This window comes from Dictyobacter alpinus, assembly GCF_003967575.1.
GTDB lineage: Bacteria > Chloroflexota > Ktedonobacteria > Ktedonobacterales > Ktedonobacteraceae > Dictyobacter > Dictyobacter alpinus.
The window spans coordinates 2816362-2840233 of sequence record NZ_BIFT01000001.1; the positions used below are offsets into that span (position 1 = coordinate 2816362).

Below are 23872 nucleotides of genomic sequence, written 5' to 3' on the forward strand. Positions count from 1 at the left end.
TAAAAAAAAGAATTAATGCCCGGTTGAACCAATTGAAGCAATCAAGCCTGCCAGCAGCGCTGCGCGTGGCGCGATACTATCCTTTTCCATATATTCATTAGGACTATGATCCAGACCTCCCACAGGCCCCAGACCATCGAGGGCCGGATAACCAAAGCCGGAGGCATAGTTGGCGTCTGAAATACCACCGGTTGGCGCATGATGGACCTCAAAGCCGAGTTCATGGGCAATCTCCTGGGCTCGTCGTGCCACATCTAGATTTTCAGGTGTGCATTCCATAGGGTCGCGACCATCGGGATCAATCTCAAGTTCCACGCGAACATTTGGTACCAGGGTATTTTGTAGTAGTTCCTGCCAGTGTTGCTCCAATGCGACCCGATCCTCGGTTCTCGCAAAGCGTACATCGATACAGGCTTCCGCATAGTCAGGCACAACGTTAGCCGCGATACCACCCTGAATGCGACCAGTATTGATGGTCAGTCCTTCGCGCCAGCCATTTAAGCGTTGAATCTGGACAATTTGATGAGATAATTCCAGGATCGCGTTTGAGCCTTTTTCTGGTTCGACACCAGCGTGGGCGGCATGACCATGAGCCCGTAATTTATACCATGCACCACCTTTGCGTGCACTAACCAGATCACCATTTTCGCGTGCCGCCTCTAATACAAGGGCTGCATGACAGCCGGTGCAGACCTGTTGAATTGTGTCTTTACTATGACGATCACTGATTTCTTCATCCGAGACACAGAGAAAACGAATTTCAGCATAATCATGATAATGAATACTTTGTAAGGCTTCTATTGCGTAGATGGCGGAGAGAATACAGCCCTTCATATCAATCGTACCAGGACCATAGATAATATCCTCTTCAACACGTACCGGCCGAGCGGCCGCAGTCCCCAAAGGATAGACAGTATCCATATGCCCAAGTAGAACTATTATACCCTTACCCGTGCCCTGTAAGACGCCATAGACATCGTTACCCCATTTTTCATTTTCAAAAATTGTAACATCCATATCTAATCCGCGCATGCGTCCTGCAAGATAGAGAGCCACTTCATCCACCCCAGGTTTATTCATTGTGCCAGAATCTATTGCACACAGGTCCGTTAGCTCATGAACATAGCGCGTTAAGTGTTCCTGTACATAGGTCGCCACCCGATGTACAGGTGATTGATCAGCTAGAGAAATTTCTCCCGACACCAAAGATTGCGTACTCATAATAACTCCTACTCATAATGATATCTTCGGCCGTCCCCTTACTGGAGCGTGCCGAGCTCATGGATGGTACACTGTGATCCCGGTTAGATCTTGTCGCCGCTGCCCCTCTATTACTGGCAAGTGCTACCAACCTTATCCCATCCCCTACATAACCACTGGTCTGGCTTGGTTTTGCGTGGCTGGTATCATTCCGGCCACGCCATAAATGGTGGATCACCATCGATACCACGCGAGTGGAGAACAACTACTCTCGTCAGAGGGTAAGAAGATCATGCTCCTATAACTAAAGCCAAAGCCAATGCCATACAATCCTGCCTTAAAAAAAGAAAAAGCGGAACGCTGGTTGCGTTCCGCTTGTAATAGTATTAGGCTTACTGTGCGAAACGCGTCTTTTTTAATAAAAGCTCAAGTGGCTCCAGCCAAAACTGGAGCTGAATAATATAAAGAGCTATTACTTTGTATACACGTTTCGAGTTCATTTCTCTTCCAAAAAGTATAATTTGTATAACGTAAAGTATACTTACGTTATACTTTTATCATACATATGCTGTCAAGGAATTCAAACGGTGGTATGACTTTCTTCTCCCTCTTGAGAAGAGGCGTCAGGTGTCCTTTGTGGTTGGGTTTTTCAATCTAAAGTTGAAATTATGGGTTTGCTTAAAAGAAAATCTTCCACCAGTCTTGCCAGTGTCCCTGAGAAGAATCCGTGTTTTTGGGTGCTTGAATTTTCTTTTGTCCTTTATTATTTGCGTCTATGACAACAACTGCTTGTTCACCGGGACGAATGTAGCCCATTTGTTGACGGGCCTCATTTTCGATGACGGCAGGATCCTGATAATGCTGGGCATTCTGCTGGAGCCTGGAATGGTCGCTACGAACCTGGTTGAGTGTTGTTTGTTCTTTCTGCACTTCAGCGATTAAGGTATTGTTAGACCAGGCCTGGGCAAAGGTTCCAAGCAGAAGGGCGGCGCAAACAAATCCAGTGATCCACATAATTGTGCGTGTGAAAAGCGACGTACGCCGTGCTCGTGAGCGACCAAAGGTTTCTTCCATGCCAATTGCCGATGTTACATTGGCATTACTACCCTCAGGACGAGAAGCGAATTGTGGTTTTCTAGGACGACTTTGCACATAACCCCCTTTGAAGTAATATACGTATTAAACACTCTATAAGTATCACTCCCTCTTATTTTAGCATTGATCTGGCTAGAAGATGGTTTTATGAGATAAGAAGATAGGACCTTTTCATCTGAATTGTGGCAGGATAGAAGCAGGTTGATGGAGTAGTGGTGAGGCTGTAATGTGGCTTCAGGGGGTGGAGCTGAGATATGCTCAGTAAAATGATTGCGCTAATAGAGAGACCGCAATAGTTATGAGATGAATATTGACGGTTCGCTACTAGCGCATGGACAGAACGAGAAGTCCCATGATGTCAAAACCTATCAGTATCAGTGTCAGGGCCAGGCAAACGAAGATAAGATTGTGGTGCCGACCTGATATCAGGACTGTGTCAGAAGAATCGGTCATGGTGAGTGGCTTAGTGCCAGGTGTGACCGCCACGATTTCATCTGTTGCGTAATTAACGGGAACGCGCTGAATGCTATTCAGGCTACCATCACTCAAGTGATGCCAGTTATTATGTGATCCCGTAATGCGATCATTGAGAGCCTCTTCAAAGCATGAATGCAGAAGCTCTTCCTCATCGATAGGTTGTTGCTTCGGTAATACGGTAATCATGGGAGCTGTGCCATAATCGTCATCGATTGTAGCAGCATGGTTACAGACATCTAATTCAAGATCAGTTATTCTACAAACTGTTGCGTTCATGAGCATACCTCCTTATTAATATATTCTCTACACGTTGAATTATATCGGAAGGAGTACAAAAAAGCATGGGTCAGATGACATGTTTTTGAGCTCATGCTGTTGGGTTTTAAGGTAAATCTAATCATCCTTCAAGCAGGATTTAATACTCTGAGAATCTGCTTAGGACGTATAGCTGACGCTATTCGGCCCGTTTTCTGGCTTAATACCCATTGTAACCATAGACTGCATATGTTGCTCTTTACTATCGGTCCATTGTCGCAGAAATAAAATTAGCATGGAAAAGTGCTAACAATGAGCACATATTTGGAAATGGTCATGTATTAGAGCCTGCTGGTTGCGCTGGTATACTAAATTTACGAGTCAAAAATTCCAATACCTATTAGCCTGTCAGACATCATAGGATGGGAAAGCGGGGATGCAAGGGGCGGCGAGCCCCTTGACTGGGGGCTCGGGGGCTGTGCCCCCGACCTCTCCCCCCTCCTCGCCCGCGTAGCGGGCGAACACCCTATCAAACGAAGTTTGACAAAGTACTATGCTCTTAATAGGTATTTTTTATATGAAGGAGTTCCTTAGATGGTGGCTTCGATCATGATGAGCACATATCCCTCATACGCACAACCGGATGACAGATATCAATTAACCGATTATTTGCAATGGATATGGCAATGCTATTTCTCAGATAGTCCCATACTTAACGAGATTACTATCGCATACAGTTATCCCTGGAAGGGTAGATTAGGCTTGATTAAGATGTCACTGGATGCAACCGTGACGTTTATTGGTATAAACACGTTATTGCAAATGCAGCAGGTGCCAGAATATGTGCTTATTACGACAATTGCACACGAATTAGTACACTATATTCACGGCTTCGGGTCGCCATTGCCGAGGCGTTACAAACATCCTCACGCCAATAAAGTAGTTGATCGGGAGCTTGAGCAACGCAACCTTGGCGCTGCTCTACGTTGTTGTAACGAATGGATTGACAAGTACTGGTATTCATTCTATGATATGCAACGGGCTGCTGGTTGGGTAGGTATTCAAGAGACAGGTACCTCTCCCTATAGTTAAAGTAATGGCAGCGCCACGACTACCAGTCTTCTCCCTGACTTTGATAGACGCAGGAGTATGCAGGTGACACACTTGACATCCCTTAGTGCCTGTGGTATATTCTAGCTAGCTTCAGAGATACGTATAGTGCCGAGCAGATTGTCCACAGGTTCCCGCTTGTGGCAAGGCGCCTGATACAAATCTTTGGCATATGGCTGGCCCTCTATAAAACAACCATCAAAGCCACCTGTATCCAAGTCTTTCAAGCAGGGTAAATATTTCAACATGACCCGATATGTAAATTTCCCACCATTAACTATCCTGGTTCAACCGCAGAAAGGAGAAAGGGCGTTTTCCTCAAGAATCTGCTGCGCCCTTACACAACGTGAACATAGCTGAGTTAGAAACGAAAACCCTTACGGAGTTACGCGACATCGCTCGCGACCTCGAACTCTCAGGTTACAGCACCCTCAAGAAACAAGACCTCGTCTTCAGACTACTCCAGGCCAATACCGAGCAACAAGGAAATATCTTTAGCGCTGGCGTATTAGAGATCGTGGAGGATGGTTTTGGTTTTCTTCGCCAGGAGCGCTTCCTGCCTGGTAATATGGATGTCTATGTTTCGCAATCCCAGATCCGTCGATTTGGCTTGCGTACAGGCGACATGGTATCCGGTCAGGTGCGACCTCCAAAGGACAACGAGAAGTACTACGGACTCCTGCGTGTTGAGGCTATCAACGGTGTTGATCCAGAGATTGCGAAACGGCGTCCCCACTTTGATAATCTGACGCCAATCTTCCCACGTGAAATGTTCAATTTAGAGACCGGCCCATCGAATATATCGGGACGACTGGTCAATCTAGTAGCCCCGATCGGACGTGGGCAACGTGGATTGATTGTTTCTCCCCCTAAAGCCGGCAAAACCCTCCTCCTGAAATCCATTGCAAACTCCATCACAGAAAACTATAGCGACACCCACTTGATGATTGCGTTGATCGGTGAGCGACCAGAAGAAGTGACTGACATGAAGCGTTCAGTGAAGGCCGAAGTGATCAGTTCCACTTTTGATGAGCCAACTGAAGCGCATACACGTGTGGCCGAGATGGTGCTTGAGCGAGCGAAACGTCTGGTAGAAGGTGGACGCGATGTGGTGGTCCTGCTGGATAGTATTACACGTCTGAGCCGCGCCTATAACCTGGCCGTCCAGCCAAGTGGCCGTACTCTGTCTGGTGGTCTTGATCCTAGTGCTTTGATTCCGCCCAAGCGTTTCTTTGGCGCAGCCCGTAAGATCGAAGAAGGTGGTAGCTTAACAATCATTGCTACAGCCCTGGTAGACACAGGTAGCCGTATGGACGACGTGATCTATGAAGAGTTTAAAGGTACTGGTAACATGGAACTGTTGCTGGATCGTAAGTTGGCTGAGCGTCGTGTTTTCCCCGCCATTGATATCGCACGCTCCAGTACTCGCCGCGAAGAATTGCTCCTCGATGACAAAACTCTCCGTTCAATTGTGGTTATGCGTCGCATGTTCTCAACCCTGGCTGATCAGCAGAGCGGAAAGAGCAGTTTAGAGGCAACGGAAGCATTGCTCCAACATATGGCCAAGACAAACAACAACACAGAGTTTTTAGCCACGCTCAATAAAAACATCTGGTAATTTCCCACAAATTCAACTCACTGTATTCCACCTGCATCAGCGGTGTCCGTATTGGATTATACCGATGTAGGTGGAGTATTTTTGTAGTATCCATTGCAGGATCCGATCCTGCTTGCTACAATACGCTATGGAAATAGGGAACATTTTTTGGAGAGCTTCATATGGCATCATCTTCACTTGAACATGAGCAAGTATTTATCGGGCCAGGATTGAGCCTGTTTAAACGTCTCGTTACCATTATCGGCATTATTGGTGTGACGGCACTGATCCTATGGATTGCGGTCTATCAGCATAGCAGCCGTAACGATGCGTCAGTGATCGGTAGCAGTATTGCCGCCGTGCTTTTTGTGGCCGGTTTCGTCTATTATTTACGTTTGATCGCGCCAGTACCATTTACGATCACGGTCAGCCCACAATCTGTTGTCAAGCGCAGCCGACGTGGTGAGGTCATTGATCTACCCTGGGAAAATATTGCGCGCATCAAAGAAGAGTTTTTTCCTAATGGTAAAAGAATTGGTGTGACGGCCTATCGCAAAGTGACGGAGCCGGGCCAGAAAGCGAAAGCCTGGGCCGTGTACCGGGATGATGTCACAGACATTGATGGACTGGCTGAAGCCTTGAAACAGGCCATGCCAGACTCCACTAACTGGCAAAGCGAGACCGTACACGAATAAGCATATTAAATGACGCCATGTGCAAGTTTTCCACATACCCACTGTTTTGAGGAGGAAGATGGCGAGGCGGTCGCGACCGCCTCGCCATCTTCCTCCTCAAAACAAGCGAGCGCCGTAGGTGCGAGGTGTGAGGGATAAAACTTGCACATGGCGTTATTTAAGAAAAAACCGAGTATGGGTACAACAGTGTTTCTACTCCTTTTTCTTAAACTTTCTCCAACCGACTCTGAAGCAGAAGCAAATAATATTATAGATAGGCACTGGCCTCAGTCGCCTTAAAGGTTGCATACACGGCTTCACCCTCGCGAAATCCCATCCGTTCAGCTGAACTGGCGGTAACTTCTGCTGTAAGCGGCGAGCGGGTCTGGTCGATGGTAATACTGATACGTACCTTACCATCGTGTCCGCTGGCATGGCTGCCGAGTTGGATTATATGCATAATTGTGCCATAAAAGACATTACGCGCCGAGCCTTCAGGCTGGTTATGATGGAGGGTAATGCTGCGCGGATCGATTACCACAAATACTTCTTGAGCTGGAAGAGGAGGCGCAGATTCAGGACTGGCCTGTTCTTTAAGCATGGCTACTATCTCAGTGGAGGTATGGGATTCCGTTTCGTTCACGAGGTGAATGATACAGGTCGTCTGGTTCTCACAGCGCACCAGCTGGCCGCGGAAAAAGTTGACGCCTACCAGTTCCGCTACATATGAAGAACGAGGATACTCACGAAGTTCCTGCTGGTCTCCCTGCTGCACCAGCCGTCCATGATCCAGTACCAGTAGCTGGTCGCCGAAGAGCAGGCCATCCAGATAATGGTGGGTTACCAGTAAGGTTGTAAGCGAGATTTCGCGTAGGAGCGTGCGGAGTTCCTGTCGTACTTCACGCCTGGTCTGTACATCCAGTGCGGCCAGAGGCTCATCCAGGAGCAGCAGTTGGGGGCGTAAAGCCAGTACACGAGCAAGCGCGACGCGCTGCTGCTGACCACCTGAGAGCTCCGTGGGTAGCCGCTGTGCCAGATCTGGAAGGCGTACACGTTCAAGGGCTTCCGCCACACTGGACCTGATGGTGGCGCGTGGGAGCCGTTGGGCCCGTAAGCCGAAGGCTACATTTTCAAAGACCGTAAGATGTGGAAACAGCACATAATCCTGAAAGACATACCCAAAGGGTCGGCGTTGTGGTGGGATCATAATGTGTTGGATATGATCGTAATAGGTTATATCATGCAGTTGTATATGACCATTTTGTGGCAGTTGTAAGCCGGCCAGGAGCCGTAGAATTGTGCTTTTTCCTGCTCCGCTTTCGCCAAGTAGAACCGTTGTTTGCCCCTCCTGAGCCTTAAATGCGACTTCCAGTGAGAAGGAATTAAAGCTGGCTGAGAGTGCCACATCGAGCATGCTGATATTCTCCAATCTTGCCTGTTTATGCCTTTCTTTATACTAGCCTCTGGATGTTCGTTTTAGCAATAGTTAGTGTCCATCCGTACGCGGGCACTAAAGTGCCCTCACTAATTTTTATAGTGTTGTGTCAAATTTTGCGCACTGCGCAAAATTTGACACAACACTATAAAAGAGATGTAGAATCATGGCCCAGAAGCAAGATTTTAGAACATATATCCTGATGGATGCCACAAGATCATCTGTATATGCGGGTTCAGGAAATCGTCGGCGCAGCCGATGATTTCCTGAACCCGCATATACATTCAGGTTGATGCCGCAGGCATTAACCTGGGCTGAATGGTGGCAATTTAGAGCTTACTTTTTATCTGTAACGTTACTTGCCTTAGAGCCAAAAGCGTGGTATACTAAGAAACACATCAAAATACGTGAGAGTATACTGACATTCAATAGGTCTATTCCTCCTCTCGCCAGAGTAAGAGAATAGGAAATGGTAGGCAAAGTACTTATGGCGACGAAGACCACAGAACAAACGATCTCAGCAGCAGCTATGACAAGCATGTGTCCACGGTATGAGCATGCTGTACAGGTAATATGTAAGCGTTGGACAGGATTGTTATTAGATGCTCTGATGGAAGGTCCTCGGCGGTTTGGTGAATTGACTTCGCTGGTGGAAGGTCTATCCGACCGTGTCTTGAGTGACCGACTCCGGGAATTGGAGACAGAGGGCATTGTCAAACGGGTGGTATATCCACAGATTCCAGTGCGAGTTGAATATCAATTGACTGATAAAGGCTATGCGCTGAAACCAGTTACTGATGCAATTCACAGTTGGGCTGAAGGGTGGATTGATCCTGCCTTGTTAGCAGAGACAGACGAAAAAAAATAACTATGGATAACTTATGGGCACCCTGGCGTATGGCGTTCATTGAACCTAAAGAGGCGCCCGCGCCAGGTTGTATCTTTTGTACACAGCCAGCCGCGCAGCAGGATAAGAAGTATCATATTCTGCATCGGGGTGAGCATTGTTATATTATGCTCAACCTTTATCCTTACAATAATGGACATCTGATGGTGGCTCCTTATGAGCACATTGGTGCCTTTGATCAACTAAGTGCGGAGACCCTGGCTGATATGATGTATCAGGCGCAATGGGCCATTCGCGCCATCAAACTGGCTATGAAACCAGATGGCTTTAACATGGGAATCAACATGGGGAAAGTCGCCGGGGCTGGATTTGCAGAGCATATCCATTATCATATTGTGCCACGTTGGAATGGCGATACAAACTTCATGCCGGTGATCGGGGATATTAAAGTGATGCCTGAACATCTGGATGTTGTTTATGAGAAGCTGTTGCAGGCCCTGGCAGAAACAAAAATATAATAGTAGCGCGCTCAGTTTTTGCTTGTGCGTTGTGGAAAAGTGTCGGTACTACCGACACTTTTCCACAACGCACAAGCATTTTTTTGTCCTGCGAAGCAGAGCGGAGATTTTATCCGCGAAAGACATAGCCTACCCCACGTACCGTTTGAATCATTTTTGGACTGGCTGGATCTTCTTCGAGCTTCTCGCGTAACCAGCGAATATGTACATCAACGGTACGGGTATCGCCGGCGTAATCATAGCCCCAGACATTGTGTAAGAGCTGATCTCGCGTCAACACAGTGCCGCGATTGCGGACCAGATAGGTTAATAGATCAAATTGTTTTGGTTGTAACTCAATATTTTGTCCCCGATTATTGACCCGGTGGCCTGCTTGATCGATCAACAAACCGCCAGAGATAAGATTTTTACTTTTGGGGACTGTTTGCTCGTCGTCAAATGCTGCTGCTTCCTGTGCTAGCTTTTTATCTCGTTCCCTTGCGATTGGATAATCGGCTCGCCGTAGCAGGGCACGTATACGGGCTAGCAACTCACGGCGGCCGAAGGGCTTGGTCAGATAATCGTCCGCGCCTACTTCCAATCCTACCACTTTATCGATCTCGTCGGCTTTAGCGGTCAACATAATAATTGGAACCGTCGCCGTTGTGCGTTCACGGCGCAGCTGGCGACAGACCTCAAGTCCGTCGATGCCGGGTAACATGATATCCAATATCACCAGATCGGGAGAATTTTTGCGGGCAGCCTCAAGAGCAATTAAGCCGTCGGACGCCCTGATGACTTGATAGCCCGCCTGTTCTAAATTATATGAGATCGTATCCAATAAAACTGTTTCATCATCGACAACCAATATCTTTTGTGCCACAGGAAAATCCCCTGTACTTTTTATAGCTTAGCCGAAACGGCCGCTGATATAGTCTTCTGTTGCTTTCTGCTGTGGCCGTTCAAAGAGCTGAACTGTCGGTGCATACTCGATTAACTTGCCGGACAGGAAGAAACCAGTAAAGTGTGAGACACGGGCAGCTTGCTGCATGTTGTGAGTCACTATTACAATAGTATACTCCTTAACAAGCTCTGTAATCAGCTCTTCAATCTTCAGGGTCGCAATTGGATCCAGCGCGGAACAGGGTTCGTCCATCAACAAAATTTCAGGTTCAACTGCCAGTGCACGAGCGATACACAGACGCTGTTGCTGACCACCAGAGAGTCCCAGGGCCGAAGTATTCAGGCGATCCTTCACCTCATCCCATAGGGCCGCACCTTGCAGACTTGCTTCTACGCGCTCCTGAATAACTTTTTTGGATTTACCTTGTACACGTAAACCATACGCCACATTTTCAAAGATAGATTTAGGAAATGGATTAGGGCGCTGGAACACCATGCCGATGCGTTGGCGTAGCAGCACAACATCGGTCTTCTTTTCGTAGATATTGAAATTATCGAAATCAGCCCGGCCTTCGATGCGCGTGCGAGGGATTAGATCATTCATACGATTTAAGGTGCGCAAAAAGGTTGATTTACCACAGCCTGAAGGGCCAATCAATGCTGTCACCTGACGATCCAGAATCGGTAAGGATACATCATAGAGTGCCTGTTTTGAGCCATAGAAAAAGTTGGTATCTTTGATATCGATCTTTACCGCAGCTTGTTTGTTCAACGTCTGGGTCGGATCGAAATTTCCCATATGTGCGGCTTCTTTTTCGATCTCTTCATGACTTTCCTGAAAAGGTAGGCGTTCTTTGTTTGTCGCAGATATACTGGCTTGTGAGCCGGCCTCTGTATCCTGTGAATGATATGGTTCCATCATAACTCCTTAAAACATCGTGTCATATCGTATGATGACTTAAACTAATGAGTATTCTTTATGTAATGGGATCGCTGCATCAACAATTAAGCGATCATGGCTGACTACAAAGTGAATGTATTGGCCTGCTAATGCTTTACTAACAAAGTATGGACGCCCATCATATGAGATGTGTCCGCTTCTTGCCACTTTGCGTGAGTAGATGCTGGCACCCTCTGGAAAAAGGAGGGGCCTTGCCGCAACATGCAACGAACGATCCATGAGCTCTTACCTCTTGTCATAGCAACCCGTACGTGTACGGGTGTGGGTCCAATAAATATCAGGTGATGGTCACTGAGCGTTGTAAGATCTTGCCAACGTAGCGCGCCACTAAATTAATGAGCAGTAAGATGACGATGAGTAGCGCGGCCGAGCCTGACGTGACCGTGTCGGCCACCGCCTTTGTGAGGCCGCCACCAGTGCTCTGAATGTTGTAAATGTTAATTGTCAAATTATCGCTCCCGATAAAAGGATTAAGGGTAAAGACGTTAGCCGGATTGCTGGCACCCATCGTAAAGATAAGTGCCGCCGCCTCTCCAATGATTTTGCCGGCTGAAAGGACAATGCCCGTAATAATACCAGCCATGGCAGAAGGAAAAACGACTGTATGGACGACACGCCATCTACTCGCACCCAGGGCCAGCCCACCTTCACGTAGCTCACGCGATACCCCATCCAGAGCATTCTCAAACAGGCGTAGCGTGTTCGGAAAATTCAGGCAGAGTAATGTAAGCGCACCCGCAATCCGGCTAAGTCCAAAGCCCAGGAAGGTGCAAAAGAAGGCATAGCCGAACAGTCCCAGTACAATGGAAGGAACACCTGAGAGCGTTTCCGCGGCAAAATGGATTGCCGTGACCAGGCGACCTTGCGGTGCATATTCAATCAAGAAAACGGCAGCCGCCAGAGAGACCGGGACCAGGATCAACTCTGCCAGGATCAAGATATAAAATGTATTAAAGATCTGTGCCCCTACGGATGCATCACCGGTAGGAGCATAGAAACCAGGATTGGATAAGGCTGGAAAACCTTGCAGCAATAATCGCAGGATGATCCAGATAAAAATCAGCGTGACAATAGTTGCTACTATCCACAATACTGCCAGTGCCCAGCGATTATTGCTGTGTAAGCGCCTTGTCAACTGCTGAAGCGCAGCTACTTTTTGTGCATAGATATCCTCTGGCTGTAGCTGAGAAACATGTTGCTGTGCACTCATTTGTAGACACTCCTACTGGCAATATAGCGGCTCAGACAGATAAAGAGGAACGAAATGATCAAGAGTAGAAAGCCCAGTATAAAGTATGCATCGCGTTCAGCTCCTACCGCCTCGGCAAAATTGATCACAATGGGTTGGGTCATATTAACATTTGGCTGGAAGAAGATCGCAGGCGTCAAGATGTTGGCTGGCAAGGTCTGACCTTTAAGCACCAGGCTTACCGCCAATGCCTCACCAATGGCACGTGACATACCGAGAATGACCGCCGTTGCCAGTCCAGTTGTCGCCGCAGGCAGGATTGCGTTTTTCATCATCTGCCAGCGTGTGGAGCCCAGGGATAAGCTGGCTTCGCGTAAGTTAAATGGTACGGCACGTAAGGCATCAATAGAGATACTGATAATGGTTGGCAGAATCATCAAGATCAATACAATGCTTGCGGCGGCCCAGCCATAGCCCGCCAGAGCAGGAATCGGCGTGATTGGTCCGGCCAGGGTGCGAATGACAGGTACCATGGCGATCAAGGCCAGGAAGCCAATAACCACAGATGGCATACCAGTAAAAATCTCTAATAGTGGTCGTAGCAGATTTTCTAGCCAGCCTGGGCAGAGCTCAGTCATAAAGAGTGCCATCCCAAAGGCCAGGGGAGTCGCAACGATGACCGCCAGGAGCGTGGTTACTAGCGAACCCAGGATAAAGCCCAGCATCCCATAGCTAGGAGCACCCAGATTTCCGTCTGGATCCCAGGTTACAGTGGAAAGGAAATTCAGCGAGTGGGGATCCGCACTAAACATGCGCACGGCATTCAGCCCGATAAAAAAGAATACGCCAATAATAATGGCGACGATCAATGCCGCACAGACCAGGAAGATGCCACGTGCACTACGATCGATGAGCCGGCTCTTCTTTGTTCTGGCATTGCCGCTTTGTTGTAGTTGTTGGGCAACAAATGGTGTATCTGCCACAAAACCGTCCTTTTTTTTCTTGCTGAACTTGATCTACTATCGTTTCTTTATCTTGAGAAACGATAACGATGGACCAGATGATACTTTGCACTATATATTTTTGGGAGTTTTGGCTTTGAGCGCTGCCTGACTTATTTTTGAGATATCCAGGAAACCTTGTTTTCGGCGTAACGGCGCTGTGTCAGGGCTTTTCGTATAATCAATATAGGCTTTAGCCAGACCGCTGGCAGCCCCTTTCGTATACATGTGCTCGATGTTCCAGAACTTGTAGCTATTATTCTCAATGTTCGCAGCTGTTTCATCCACATTATCAAGCGTAACCACGTTCAAATTATTCTTGCGTGCATAATCCGATGCGATGTAAGAAATCGCGCCAGCGGTCTGATTGACCGTGGTTGCAACTTCACCTGACGCGTTGGCAATAGGATTGCCGGTAATCTTCTCCCGCTGTCCCAACACATATTCTTCAAACGTCACGCGTGTTCCCGATCCGGCTGGCCGGCTCACCGCCACAATTGGCAGATCAGGGCCACCAAACTCTTTCCAATTTGTGGCCTGGCCCGAGTAGATGCGTTTTAATTGTTGGCTGGTCAGGTTACGCACATTGGTAACATTCTCATTAATGATTACTGAGAATGCCACCGCCGCCACCTGATGATCAACCAGATCAGGATAGCGGCTCTTATTGGCAAAGATATCGGAATTCCCGATCTGTGAGCTACCATCCTGAGCATTCTTCAGACCCGTACTACTGCCGCCACCGCCCACTGTAATATTCGCGCCACTACATTGCTGCTGATAAGCAGCCGCCACATTTTTAGCCAGAGGCTGCAAAGCGGTTGAGCCAGTGACCTGCAAATTACCAGAGAAGCAGGTCAGTGAGCCAGATTTTGTTGTGCCATTACTAGAAGCGGCAATGGACTGGCTGGCATCTGTATTACCGCAGGCACAGATCACTATACTCATTACCATCGATACTACGAGCATAGTGACCACACACCATATTTTCTTTAGCATCCCAACTCCTGACACCTCTGTAAGGCGATACTATCTATTTTTGCTACATCGGTCGAGCTGTAGGAAAATCGTATGTGCTGGCTTGTTGATACAGTCTAAAAAATATCACCTGCTGATTAACCATGCTTTATGGATATGTTAAGTGAATGTTAATAAATCCCTGGGGATAGGTTTAGCTTAAAGAAAAAGGAGGAGCAGCATACTGCTCCTCCGCTGGTGATAGGGAGAATAGAACTTTGATGATAAGGCCGTGTATTGGCTTACTGGTCTTCTGTCTGTGTTGAAGAAGGGGTGACTTCATCATGAGTGCCCTGATCAAGGTTGTCCTCAAATGTTTCAGGTGTAGCGGCATGTTCAGGTGTGGAACTTTCGGCGACTGGAGCGTTTTCAACACTGTCCTGTGGCTCATAACTTTGAGCGCCATTGCTACTTAAAATATCGCTTGTCTCATTCTCCTGGCCATCGGGACGGACGGAGACAACTATTTTGCCAGACCAGTATGCATTATCGTAATACTTTGCCTGTTCCTCTGGAATACCCAGCTTGATGAGATCGGCTTGTAAGTCAGGGGTGGCATTGGTCGAGCTACTCATAGCCACACCAACCTGATCATAATGAAGTCCGGCGGTACGCAGGGTGTCAACTGCATTCTTGGCTTGTATCTCATTTTCAAAAATACCTACGACAAGTGTTGTCTGATATGTTGTCATATGAATTCCTTTCGTACTGTCCTCTTGAGATATGGTAGATGATGACTTCCTATGTATGTGTTTATCTCACAGAGGTATGTCCTCCCTATCCCTGTTATTGCTTAGACTTTTAGCACTTTTTTAGTACGCATATTGTTGAGGAATAGATGCAAAGGTGCCCTATTTTGGGGATCGTTAGTTTTTTGTGCTTTTTTGCCAGGACCAGAGGTGGACGCTTTTCTGGCTGGTGGAGGCGATAAGTTTATTGTCGGGCGACCAGGCAATGGCGCGGATCCAGTGGGTGTGCTGGTTTGTTTGCATGGCTGTACTATGGCCGGTTTGGGCGGACCAGATGTGCAGGTGTGTATCATTGCCTGCTGAACAAATATATTCGCCATTGGGTGACCAGGCCAGAGTTTTGATGATATGCGTATGTTCCCGATAGATATGGTGCGTCTGTCCGCTGCTGGCATCCCAGATCCGTGCCTGCCGATCGTGTCCGGCTGAGGCCACGCGGGTGCCATCAGGAGACCAGCAGACGGCATAGACGGGTCCCTTGTGTTCGTTATATTCCAGCAATGGCGCGCCGCTTTGTGCATGCCAGATCTGGACACGTTCATCGAAACTACCGGAGGCGATGTATGTTGCCGTTGGCGACCAGGGAGCGGAGAAGATACGATATTGATCGCCGTGTGTATAGATGCTTTGTCCATCAAAGGCCCGCCAGACCTGAACCGAGTTATCGCCAAAATCGCCACCTGAAGCAATCATACTGCCATCGGGTGACCAGGAGACGCTGCGTACAAAGCGCCTGTGGCCGCGATACGTTGTGCGCAGGTTGCCTGTCTCTGCTTCCCAGACCTGGACAAATCCATCCGTACAACTGGTCGCCAGATAATGTCCATTGGGTGACCAGGCGATCGCCAGCACACAGCCAGGATGACCACGGAACGTCAGAAGATGCCGGCCAGAGATGGGATCCCAGATCTGTACCGTGTTGTCCCGGCCACCAGAGGCCACACGGTTTCCGTCAGGAGACCAGGCAACCGCAAAGACATTGTCAGTATGTCCTGTGTAGGTTATTGGCTCCCTGGCGGTACTGTGCTGTATGAGCATGCTAATTTAGTGTTCCTTAGTGTTCCTTGGGGCCCTCAATGATCAGGTTTATCGCATGTGGCAGGACTGATAGGGCATATTCCAGACACTGCTGAACGGCTTTTGGACTACCTGGAAGATTAATAATCAGGGTACGGCCACGGACGCCGGCGACTCCGCGTGAGAGCATCGCCATTGGCGTATATTTCAGGCTGATACTCCTTAATGCCTCTGCGATACCCGGAGCGTCGCGTTCGATAACGGCTTTCGTTGCCTCTGGCGTCACATCGCGCGGTGCCAGTCCGGTGCCACCGGTAGTAATGATAAGATTCAACTTCTGCTCATCACACCAGGAGCGCAATACAGACGAAATCTGAGCCTGTTCATCAGGGACAATGTCCTGTGCCTGGATAGTTGTTTCAGACAGCCTTGTGACGATCTCACGGGCGCGGGCGCCACTTAAATCCTCACGCTCACCCTTTGCGGCGCCATCGCTGATAGTAAGTATACCTACTGTGATCATGTTTTAACCTCGTGTGGCCAGTTCACGCATCAATGCTCCAACCTGGCGGCGTGATCCATACAGCCAGACGGTGTATTCATCGGGGAGATCCTCGACCTCGATGCAGCAGCCCATCTCCGAGGCCAGTTTGCGCGTAATATCATGAAATTGGCCGCGCTCTGCCTCGCTACGGCTCTGGGTACTCAAAGCCAGTCGTCCCAGGCGATCCTCGGGACTCAACTCGGCTGCAATCAACTCGCCTAACTGCTCCAGTCCAAAGACCACCTTTAGCGGTGGCATATCCCTGGCCTCTGAGGCCGATAGAGAAACTACCCGACCACCATTATTGCTGCCGGACTCATTATCCGTCGCGGTAGGTTGGTCATGGAGCTTGGACGCATCCATATACACATCGCGCAACTTTTCCAGAATCATGAGTCGAGCATTTTCTGGTGCATCGGCACGTGGATGGACGTACGCCAGGAGCTGATAAGCTGGATCTGAATACACAAAAGGTATCGAGATCGCGGCTCTTCTCCCGCAATTGGGGCATGTCGAAACATTGATCAGCCCCGCCAGGACCACGTAGCGCAAATGTGCATCATCTGCGACATTGACGTACTCATAAGCCTGGCCAGTAAAGACCTGTCCACAAGGACAAGTAAATGTGTGTGTAGTCGAACGTGACATAGACAAATTCTTCGCTGTAACTTCTAATACAATATTCCATGAGCGGGACTAAGCAGAGATATAATGATGATAACTCTTCTGTCCTGCTTTACCGAATACTGACAATGTCAAAAAGGTATGGGTGTTAAAACCCTCGAAACGAAAATTGGATCTTAACTTTTAACAAGTATAACATATTGTTTGCTTATATCTGCCTGCCTGTTGAAATCACACCAACGTCATAACTAGTACTTTGTCAAACTTCGTTTGATCGGGTGTTCGCCCGCTACGCGGGCGGGAGGGGGGAATTGCCGGGGGCACAGCCCCCGATCCCCCAGTCAAGGGGCTTGCCGCCCCTTGCATCCCCGCTTTCCATTAAGCAAGGAGATTCCTCCTATACCCTGGCCAAGGGGTTTGCCGCCCCTTGCATCCCCGCTTTGCCATCACATGATGTTTGATAGACTACTAGCTGTGATAATCGTGTGTGATGGCTTTAGCGGCGCCGGTTTTTGCTCAGGGATTTGGTTGAGTAGTTAAATTTGACGTTCTGGCGCTCCAGGAAGGCCTGGAAGTGGCCGTAGAACTCATTGCGATCCTGCATGGTGATGACTGAGACGGCATCAGCGGTCTCAATCGCGTAGGGATAGCCGTTGCCAGCGATGATTTCGGCGCGTACTACGTCCATTACCGGTTCCAGGATGCCGTCGTCGAGCATCCAGCGTGGAAACTCGAGGCGAGTGGGCGGCCGGGCGGAACTGGTTTGTAGGTAGCAGAAGGCAACGCTGTTATGGTAGGGACCATAGCTTTCCAGTACGTCATTGCGGGCACAGAGCATGGCTGGCGTTCGATCTCCCCAGCGCAGGTGGCCGCGCCAGAGCAGGGCATCATGAATCTTTTTAGTGTCTCGCAAAACTGGCCGCGTCAGCGTTGAGTCCAGACGGCGTAGCATGGTGATCATATCGCGAGCATAGCTGGTATCGATATAACCGATCAACGGGACGCGCAATTCTTCTGAGGTGCGCAACAGGGAGATGGCTGCATCGATATAGCGCTGGCGATAAGGATTCGGCATAGTTAGTGCGAACGAGACGACCAGTGAGCCATCAAAAAAGACAACAGGGCTGTAAGCAGGATCTTCTTCGCGTCTGGCGGCGGCATGTTGCTGCATGAGCGTACATAAGGTTTCGACCTCCAGTAGATAGCGGCGCTGCGTTACCTGCATCTCGGAGTACGGATAACTATCGGGATCTTCCGAGTCGTTGTTGGTCTCCTCCATCAGCTCTTCTGGGGCCAGGACTTCCATGCGTACATCTTTCGTATAGGTGCGTCCACGGGCATGGGGATTGACAAAGAAACCAACCTGGACCAGTCCAACCGGAATTGAGGCGTCGCGCCAGGGCATCAGTTGACTGCCATCAACGGCAATCGTGGTCACGCCCTCAATGCACTCGGCCCATAGGCGGGATTGTTCGTGACTGGTGAACTCACGGCCGAAAGGGAAGATTGGACCATGATATGGCTGATTGGCGGCATTGACCAGCCAGCGATCCAGTTCCATCGTCGGACGAGCCCCGGCTGAAGGCATGCCGATATCATCCGGGGGGAGCATGTTTTCCATCTGAGAACTGGATGGATAGCGTTCGTACAATGATTCAAGGGCGGCCTGGTACATGCCCAGTTGCTCATTGAAGGTGCCATCGAAGAGCGAGAATTGGCCTTTCTTGGCATTGAGGGCCGCCTGTAATTTACCTTTGTGCAGCATATTCTTCCCCTCTGACTAATTGGTTGGTTGCAGCAGCGTCTCATTTGTTCCAGTACCGGGCCAGTTTTGTCCAAAGTTGGTCTGTGGCAAACTGTCATCATCCTCATCCAGTAGCCGTGTCTCGCCATTGACTTTATTCAGGCGCACCAGGCTATCCAGTCCTTGTTCGAAGGTGTCATCATGGCTAATTACAATCAACTGATCAAAGCCACGTACCCGGCGGATCTGCTCGGCCAGATTCATACGGCGTAATTCGTCCATATTCTGGGTTGGTTCATCGAAGAAGGCGATATTGAGAGAGGAGAGCTTCTTTAACAGCGCCAGACGTACCGCGAGGGCAGCGCTCATCTGTTCACCTCCACTCAATTGAGCAAAGCTGCGATCCACGCCCTGTTGACGCAGGATGATCTCATAGTCATTGCGCCATGAGAGCTGGGCGCGACGATCACCCATGACTTCACCAAAGATTCTATTGGCTTCAGCTGAAATATCGGATAGCATGGCCTTCAAGACGTGTGGGGCCGCATCCTTGATCAGATCACGGAACTGTCCCATCATTTTATGCAGGTCATCCAGTGTCTGATATTCTTGCTGGGCGGCCTCTAGCTCAACCAGCAAGGCCTCAGCAGCCGTAATTTGCTGCTCAAGGCGCTGAATCTCAGTTTGCAGCGTCTTCATCTGCTCGATCAGTTGAACCTGCTCATGTTTAACCTGTTCGATAGTGGTGCGCAGATCAGTAAGATCCTGTGGATTAAAGGCCGCCTGGGCTTGCGCGAACTCCTGCTGAATAACCTGTAGTTTCTGCCAGGCTGCGGTGGTCGTTGTCTGTTGCTGCTGGAAGATCTGCTCCCGTTCTGGTAAGGTTCGGGCCTCGTTCTGGTGTTGTAGATAGCGATGATAACCAGGCTGATTCTGCTGGACCCGGACTTCCTGTTGTGCGATCTCGCTATCTAGTGACGCATAGCCAGACAACTCTTGATCCAGTTTTTTGAGTTGCTGCTGAATCTCCTGTAGCCTCTGCTCTTCCTGCTGGAGCTGTTGTTGATATTGTGCTTCTTTCGCCAGGATGTCCTGCTTAGACCGGCGCTCAGAACGTGGATCATTCAGGTCTGCCAGCTCGGTCTCTAGCTGTTTAAGGCGGGTGCCACTACCTTGAAGCTGAGCCGCCTCCTGACGCAGGGTATTTATCTCAGTGTCTAGTTGTGACAGTTGCTTTTGCAACTGCTCAAACTGGCGATTAAGGCCATCCAGGGCCCGCACTTCAGCGTCAGCCTGTTTGCTGGCCCGTAAATCTGCTTCAGCCTGCTTGAGTTGCTGCTCCACCTGATCGATGTCCGCCAGTTCCTGGGTCAGGGTCGTAAGTTCCTGTTCCAGTTTGGCAATTTCACGCTGGATACGCTGGATGTTCTCGGCCCGTTCATCGCGTCGCTCTAAATATTCAGCTAACCGTGGCAGTGCATCAGCAAATTTCTGAATCTGACTTTTGCGCCGTGTCAGGGTACGCTGTTGGACCGTAATGGTCTCGATCTTGTCCTGTTCCTCGATTAAGAGGCCCTCGAAATATGACTCCAGGCTCACGATGCCTTTCTGACGAATGTTCAGGCAACTCTCGTTCAGCAAAGGACACTGTCCACCGGCGGACTGGGCACGTGAGCGGGCATAGCCTTCTATATTGCCTTCCAGGCGGTTGCGCTGGGCATCAAGGACCTGAATTTCCTGCTCGAGTTTGGGCATCTCCTCGGCTTCCTGGCGATGTTCTTCGATCAAGCGTACATTATTTTCCGCGCGCCGTAGCAGATCCATGGCTGTTTCGAGCTCGCCCTGCCTGTCGTGTAAGGCTGCCTGCTTTTGTTGCAGCTGGCGCTGTTTCTCACTGCGCTTGCTGGTCTGGAGCAGCAACTGGGTATGGGCCTCGCGCCGATTTTCAAGGAGTTGAGCGACCGGCACCAGAGGCTCAATGGCCTGAATTTTTTGCTGGCATTGTTCTTGTTCCTGGTAAGCCTCATCGTATTTTTCTTTACGCTGCTGACCGGCACTACGTACATCCAGATAGCGCTGGCGTTGCTGACGGGCCGCATCGCGCTGACCCTCCAGTTCGATCTGTTTTTCGACCAGAGGATTCAGTTCCTGGACGCGTTGCCGTGCGCGTTCCACTTCTTGCAGGCGATTCTGCTGATTCGCGATACGCTCAGTAATCTGGATCTCACTGCTGTTTGTTCGAGCCTGTTGCTGGCGTAATGTATCGCGGGCAGCCGCCTGTTGCCGTAGATCACGCAGCGCGATTGTGGCTTGCTGATGCTGCTCATAAGCATCCTGATTGTCCGTGACGATCTGCTGGGCCTCACGGGCGCTCTGAAAGCGCTGCTGAAAATCCTGCAGGCGATCGTTGGCGTGATTATAGGTCTCATTCGCCTGTCTCTGCCGTGAGTCCAGTTCCTGGACACGTTTAGCCTGTTGATCAAGGAGCTCTTTACGTTGCTCATGGGTGGTCAGAAGCTCACTGAGCTGGATACTTCTCTCTTTATTGGTATTATCTGCCTGGCGTTTGGCATGCAGCTGTCCACGCCAATCCTCCAGCTCACGTGTCTCATATTGCAGGCGTTCGATAGTTGAACGCTGGGTCTGGAGTTGTTCTTTATAGTAGTTCTGTGAACCAAGTAAATATTTCGCGGCAGCTTGATAATCCTCGATCTGCAGCAAAGCATCAAAGGTCTGTTTGCGTCTGGCACCTGTTTCCAGGAAGATAGAAGTGAATGTTCCCTGTGGAACGCCAAGGGCGTCACGAAATAAAGCATCCAATGAGCGCTCGCGATCGATACCAAACAGCTCATGTAGCTTATCCTGTACATCCGCGCGTTGCTCCAGGCGCATATCCGCTTCTTCATCATAGATCTGCCAGCGGGCACCCGTACCGCAGCGACGTTCGACGGTATAGGGCCGATCATCGCCACCGATCAAGTGGATAATGACCTTGCCCACCTTCTCACCTTCACGCACAAACTGTTCCTGGTTGTACGGCAAATAGCCAAAGAGCGCGAAGCCAATCGCCTCAACCAGCGTGGTCTTGCCAGCGCCATTCGCACCACTGATAGCCGTCGTACCACGGCGAAAATCTACCGTAACCTGGCGATAACTTTTTATATTTTCTAACTCAATACGTGTAATGAGCATTGGACAACGGCCAGCCTTCCCAGCAATAGCATGCCATTCAATCGTGTGAGCGGTGCTTGTCGTAGCCGCGAATGAGCAGCGTTCACGATTGCTTTTCAATAGCAGATGCACTATACAATCAAGCTATTTCTCTCATTTGACCATTCCGTTTTTTAGTAGTAAAAGCGGAAACATTCAGGCGCATTATAACACGACTGTGAAGCATCGTAAGGTGCGGCATATCTTTGTGTGCCATGTTTATCCAGAGGATTAGCGCGTTAAGCAGATGAACGTCGGTAAAAAAGCCAAAAGGCCTGATGGAACACAAGTATCCATCAGGCCTTTTGGGATCAGGTCTCCTCAGACTTTCTCCTGGTTTCTTTTATTCTGCGGAACGGCAGGTAGGTCGTTGATAGCCTCATTTTTGTCCGCTTCAGTCGAGGATTCTCCTTCTGTTGCGGTTGGACTCTCGGCAGCGGTCATCTGTTCAGGATTTACAGGTTTCTCGCCGGTGGCAGGATCTTCAGCAATCTCTGAAGAGAAGGTTGATGATGGTTCATCCGCAGCTGTATCTGCGCGCTTTGTCAGGGCATCATCTGTTGACTCTTCCGCTTCGGCAGGTACCTTGCTGGTATCTTCGGTCAAGACCCTGGTTTCCAGTGCAGCTTTAGGTTTTTGTGGAATACCATATGTCGCGGCAACCTCACCATCTGGTACAGGTTTGGAGTGACGTAAAACCCAATAGGTGAGAGGGAGCAGGAAGATGAAGACAACCAGTGAAGTCCATTGGGCCTGTTTCAGGCCAGCATTAATGCCCAGGAAGCTAACAATATCGTTGGCACGCGTAAAGAAGATCAAGAACTGTGAAATGGTGTAGCTGAACAGGTAAACGAGCATCAAGATACCTGGACGCCGTACTCTATGTGCCAGATAGAGCATGAGACCCAGCACCACCAGATTGACGAGCAGTTCATAGCCGGCCGCCGGTTGTACCGGTACATTACAGGTCGAGGGATCAAAGCAGGCCCAGCTATTGGGATTCTGATACACGGTTGACCAGGGAAGTGTGCTGGGGTAGCCAATGATATCACCATTGATCAGGTTACCGATACGTCCAAAAATCTGGCCGGCGGCCCCGAAGAGTACGCCAGCATCGATCAGTACCAGAGGATTGATGCGTTCGACCCTGGCACGCCAGATCAGTGTGGGAATCACCAGGAAAATAGCGCCATAGAAGGCCATACCACCCTCCCACGTCGCCAGGATACGTTGCGGCTGCATGAGGTAGCCATCAACAAGATTTGGTTGTTGAATAACGAAATAGAGGCGTCCACCGATAAGACCGGCTGCGATACACCACCAGAGGATGCGATAAACCATATCCTGGTCAATCCCCTTGCGGGTCGTATAGCCTTTGATGACCCATAGTCCGACCAGGATCGCGACCACATACATCAGACCATACCAACGTATCGCCAGAGGACCCAGGTGTAAGAGTACAGGATCAATATCGATGTAGATATATGGCGGGCCGATATGTAGCCAGCCTCCGCTTAAAAGATAAGCTAATGGGAGAGTAATCATGTTTAACTCCAGTAAAAAAACACTTCTTTAGCGCTTAGTCTGTATGATAGTATGCATCGCGTATACATGCAAGGGGGCAATTTATAAATGAGAGGGCCCTCTCATAAAATATTGGTGTGGGGTTGCAGAAAAGTGTCGGCTCAGCCGACACTTTTCTGCAACCCCACACCAATATTTTGGC

General features: G+C 49.3%; 22 protein-coding genes. 5 read left to right on the forward strand and 17 right to left on the reverse strand.

Annotated elements, in window-relative coordinates; genetic code table 11:
* Nucleotides 1-12 precede the first annotated feature (12 nt).
* The 3 genes from EL633_RS11165 to EL633_RS11175 form a co-directional block, all read right to left on the reverse strand.
* Nucleotides 13-1221 (reverse strand): M20 family metallopeptidase, encoded by a 1209-nt coding sequence (locus tag EL633_RS11165; RefSeq protein ID WP_126627253.1) that lies wholly within the window; start codon nucleotides 1219-1221, stop codon nucleotides 13-15.
* 657 nt (nucleotides 1222-1878) lie between these two features.
* On the reverse strand, nucleotides 1879-2352 hold the full coding sequence (locus EL633_RS11170; RefSeq protein WP_126627254.1) for an FtsB family cell division protein: 474 nt from the start codon (nucleotides 2350-2352) through the stop codon (nucleotides 1879-1881).
* Nucleotides 2353-2619: 267 nt separating this feature from the next.
* On the reverse strand, nucleotides 2620-3048 hold the full coding sequence (locus EL633_RS11175; protein WP_126627255.1) for a hypothetical protein: 429 nt from the start codon (nucleotides 3046-3048) through the stop codon (nucleotides 2620-2622).
* A 573-nt stretch (nucleotides 3049-3621) separates the two neighbouring features.
* On the opposite strand from EL633_RS11175, the gene EL633_RS11180 reads away from it, so the two are divergent.
* The 3 genes from EL633_RS11180 to EL633_RS11190 all read left to right on the forward strand — a co-directional run bounded on the left by EL633_RS11180 (nucleotide 3622) and on the right by EL633_RS11190 (nucleotide 6429).
* Nucleotides 3622-4119, forward strand: coding sequence for a hypothetical protein (locus tag EL633_RS11180; protein ID WP_126627256.1), 498 nt, complete (start codon nucleotides 3622-3624; stop codon nucleotides 4117-4119).
* A 364-nt stretch (nucleotides 4120-4483) separates the two neighbouring features.
* A complete protein-coding gene (gene rho, locus EL633_RS11185) occupies nucleotides 4484-5755 on the forward strand; it encodes a transcription termination factor Rho (RefSeq protein WP_126627257.1) in 1272 nt (423 codons plus the stop codon).
* 161 nt (nucleotides 5756-5916) lie between these two features.
* Nucleotides 5917-6429 (forward strand): hypothetical protein, encoded by a 513-nt coding sequence (locus tag EL633_RS11190; protein WP_126627258.1) that lies wholly within the window; start codon nucleotides 5917-5919, stop codon nucleotides 6427-6429.
* Between the two features lie 247 nt (nucleotides 6430-6676).
* Here the strand turns inward: EL633_RS11190 and EL633_RS11195 are convergent, their stop codons facing one another.
* Complete coding sequence (locus tag EL633_RS11195) at nucleotides 6677-7822, reverse strand: ABC transporter ATP-binding protein (protein WP_126627259.1); 1146 nt, start codon at nucleotides 7820-7822, stop codon at nucleotides 6677-6679.
* A gap of 508 nt (nucleotides 7823-8330) precedes the next feature.
* Between EL633_RS11195 and EL633_RS11200 the strand changes: the two genes are divergently transcribed.
* Both EL633_RS11200 and EL633_RS11205 read left to right on the forward strand, forming a co-directional pair.
* Nucleotides 8331-8711: a winged helix-turn-helix transcriptional regulator gene (locus EL633_RS11200; protein WP_126627260.1), complete on the forward strand. Its 381-nt coding sequence runs from the start codon at nucleotides 8331-8333 to the stop codon at nucleotides 8709-8711.
* A 2-nt stretch (nucleotides 8712-8713) separates the two neighbouring features.
* The gene (locus EL633_RS11205) at nucleotides 8714-9208 is read left to right on the forward strand and encodes an HIT family protein (RefSeq protein ID WP_126627261.1); all 495 of its coding nucleotides are present in this window, start codon (nucleotides 8714-8716) and stop codon (nucleotides 9206-9208) included.
* Between the two features lie 109 nt (nucleotides 9209-9317).
* Here the strand turns inward: EL633_RS11205 and EL633_RS11210 are convergent, their stop codons facing one another.
* From EL633_RS11210 to lgt, 13 genes are all read right to left on the reverse strand, one after another.
* The gene (locus EL633_RS11210) at nucleotides 9318-10070 is read right to left on the reverse strand and encodes a response regulator (protein WP_126627262.1); all 753 of its coding nucleotides are present in this window, start codon (nucleotides 10068-10070) and stop codon (nucleotides 9318-9320) included.
* 27 nt (nucleotides 10071-10097) lie between these two features.
* Nucleotides 10098-10889 (reverse strand): phosphate ABC transporter ATP-binding protein PstB, encoded by a 792-nt coding sequence (gene pstB, locus EL633_RS11215; RefSeq protein WP_126629402.1) that lies wholly within the window; start codon nucleotides 10887-10889, stop codon nucleotides 10098-10100.
* 159 nt (nucleotides 10890-11048) lie between these two features.
* Complete coding sequence (locus EL633_RS11220) at nucleotides 11049-11270, reverse strand: hypothetical protein (RefSeq protein WP_126627263.1); 222 nt, start codon at nucleotides 11268-11270, stop codon at nucleotides 11049-11051.
* A gap of 58 nt (nucleotides 11271-11328) precedes the next feature.
* On the reverse strand, nucleotides 11329-12261 hold the full coding sequence (gene pstA / locus EL633_RS11225) for a phosphate ABC transporter permease PstA (protein WP_126627264.1): 933 nt from the start codon (nucleotides 12259-12261) through the stop codon (nucleotides 11329-11331).
* The gene (pstC, locus tag EL633_RS11230) at nucleotides 12258-13223 is read right to left on the reverse strand and encodes a phosphate ABC transporter permease subunit PstC (RefSeq protein ID WP_161982082.1); all 966 of its coding nucleotides are present in this window, start codon (nucleotides 13221-13223) and stop codon (nucleotides 12258-12260) included. Before pstC ends, pstA begins: the two co-directional genes overlap by 4 nt.
* A gap of 90 nt (nucleotides 13224-13313) precedes the next feature.
* Nucleotides 13314-14240, reverse strand: coding sequence for a phosphate ABC transporter substrate-binding protein (locus EL633_RS11235; protein ID WP_126627266.1), 927 nt, complete (start codon nucleotides 14238-14240; stop codon nucleotides 13314-13316).
* A gap of 260 nt (nucleotides 14241-14500) precedes the next feature.
* The gene (locus tag EL633_RS11240) at nucleotides 14501-14950 is read right to left on the reverse strand and encodes a hypothetical protein (RefSeq protein ID WP_126627267.1); all 450 of its coding nucleotides are present in this window, start codon (nucleotides 14948-14950) and stop codon (nucleotides 14501-14503) included.
* Between the two features lie 174 nt (nucleotides 14951-15124).
* Nucleotides 15125-16045, reverse strand: coding sequence for a WD40 repeat domain-containing protein (locus EL633_RS11245; RefSeq protein ID WP_126627268.1), 921 nt, complete (start codon nucleotides 16043-16045; stop codon nucleotides 15125-15127).
* Between the two features lie 16 nt (nucleotides 16046-16061).
* Nucleotides 16062-16547, reverse strand: a complete 486-nt coding sequence (gene mog, locus EL633_RS11250; RefSeq protein ID WP_126627269.1) for a molybdopterin adenylyltransferase — start codon at nucleotides 16545-16547, stop codon at nucleotides 16062-16064.
* Nucleotides 16548-16550: 3 nt separating this feature from the next.
* Nucleotides 16551-17216, reverse strand: a complete 666-nt coding sequence (locus EL633_RS11255; RefSeq protein ID WP_126627270.1) for a CpXC domain-containing protein — start codon at nucleotides 17214-17216, stop codon at nucleotides 16551-16553.
* A 472-nt stretch (nucleotides 17217-17688) separates the two neighbouring features.
* On the reverse strand, nucleotides 17689-18957 hold the full coding sequence (locus EL633_RS11260; protein WP_126627271.1) for a DNA double-strand break repair nuclease NurA: 1269 nt from the start codon (nucleotides 18955-18957) through the stop codon (nucleotides 17689-17691).
* Nucleotides 18958-18972: 15 nt separating this feature from the next.
* Nucleotides 18973-22227 (reverse strand): AAA family ATPase, encoded by a 3255-nt coding sequence (locus EL633_RS11265; RefSeq protein WP_126627272.1) that lies wholly within the window; start codon nucleotides 22225-22227, stop codon nucleotides 18973-18975.
* Nucleotides 22228-22467: 240 nt separating this feature from the next.
* Nucleotides 22468-23691 (reverse strand): prolipoprotein diacylglyceryl transferase, encoded by a 1224-nt coding sequence (gene lgt, locus EL633_RS11270; protein ID WP_126627273.1) that lies wholly within the window; start codon nucleotides 23689-23691, stop codon nucleotides 22468-22470.
* Between the last annotated feature and the right edge of the window lie 181 nt (nucleotides 23692-23872).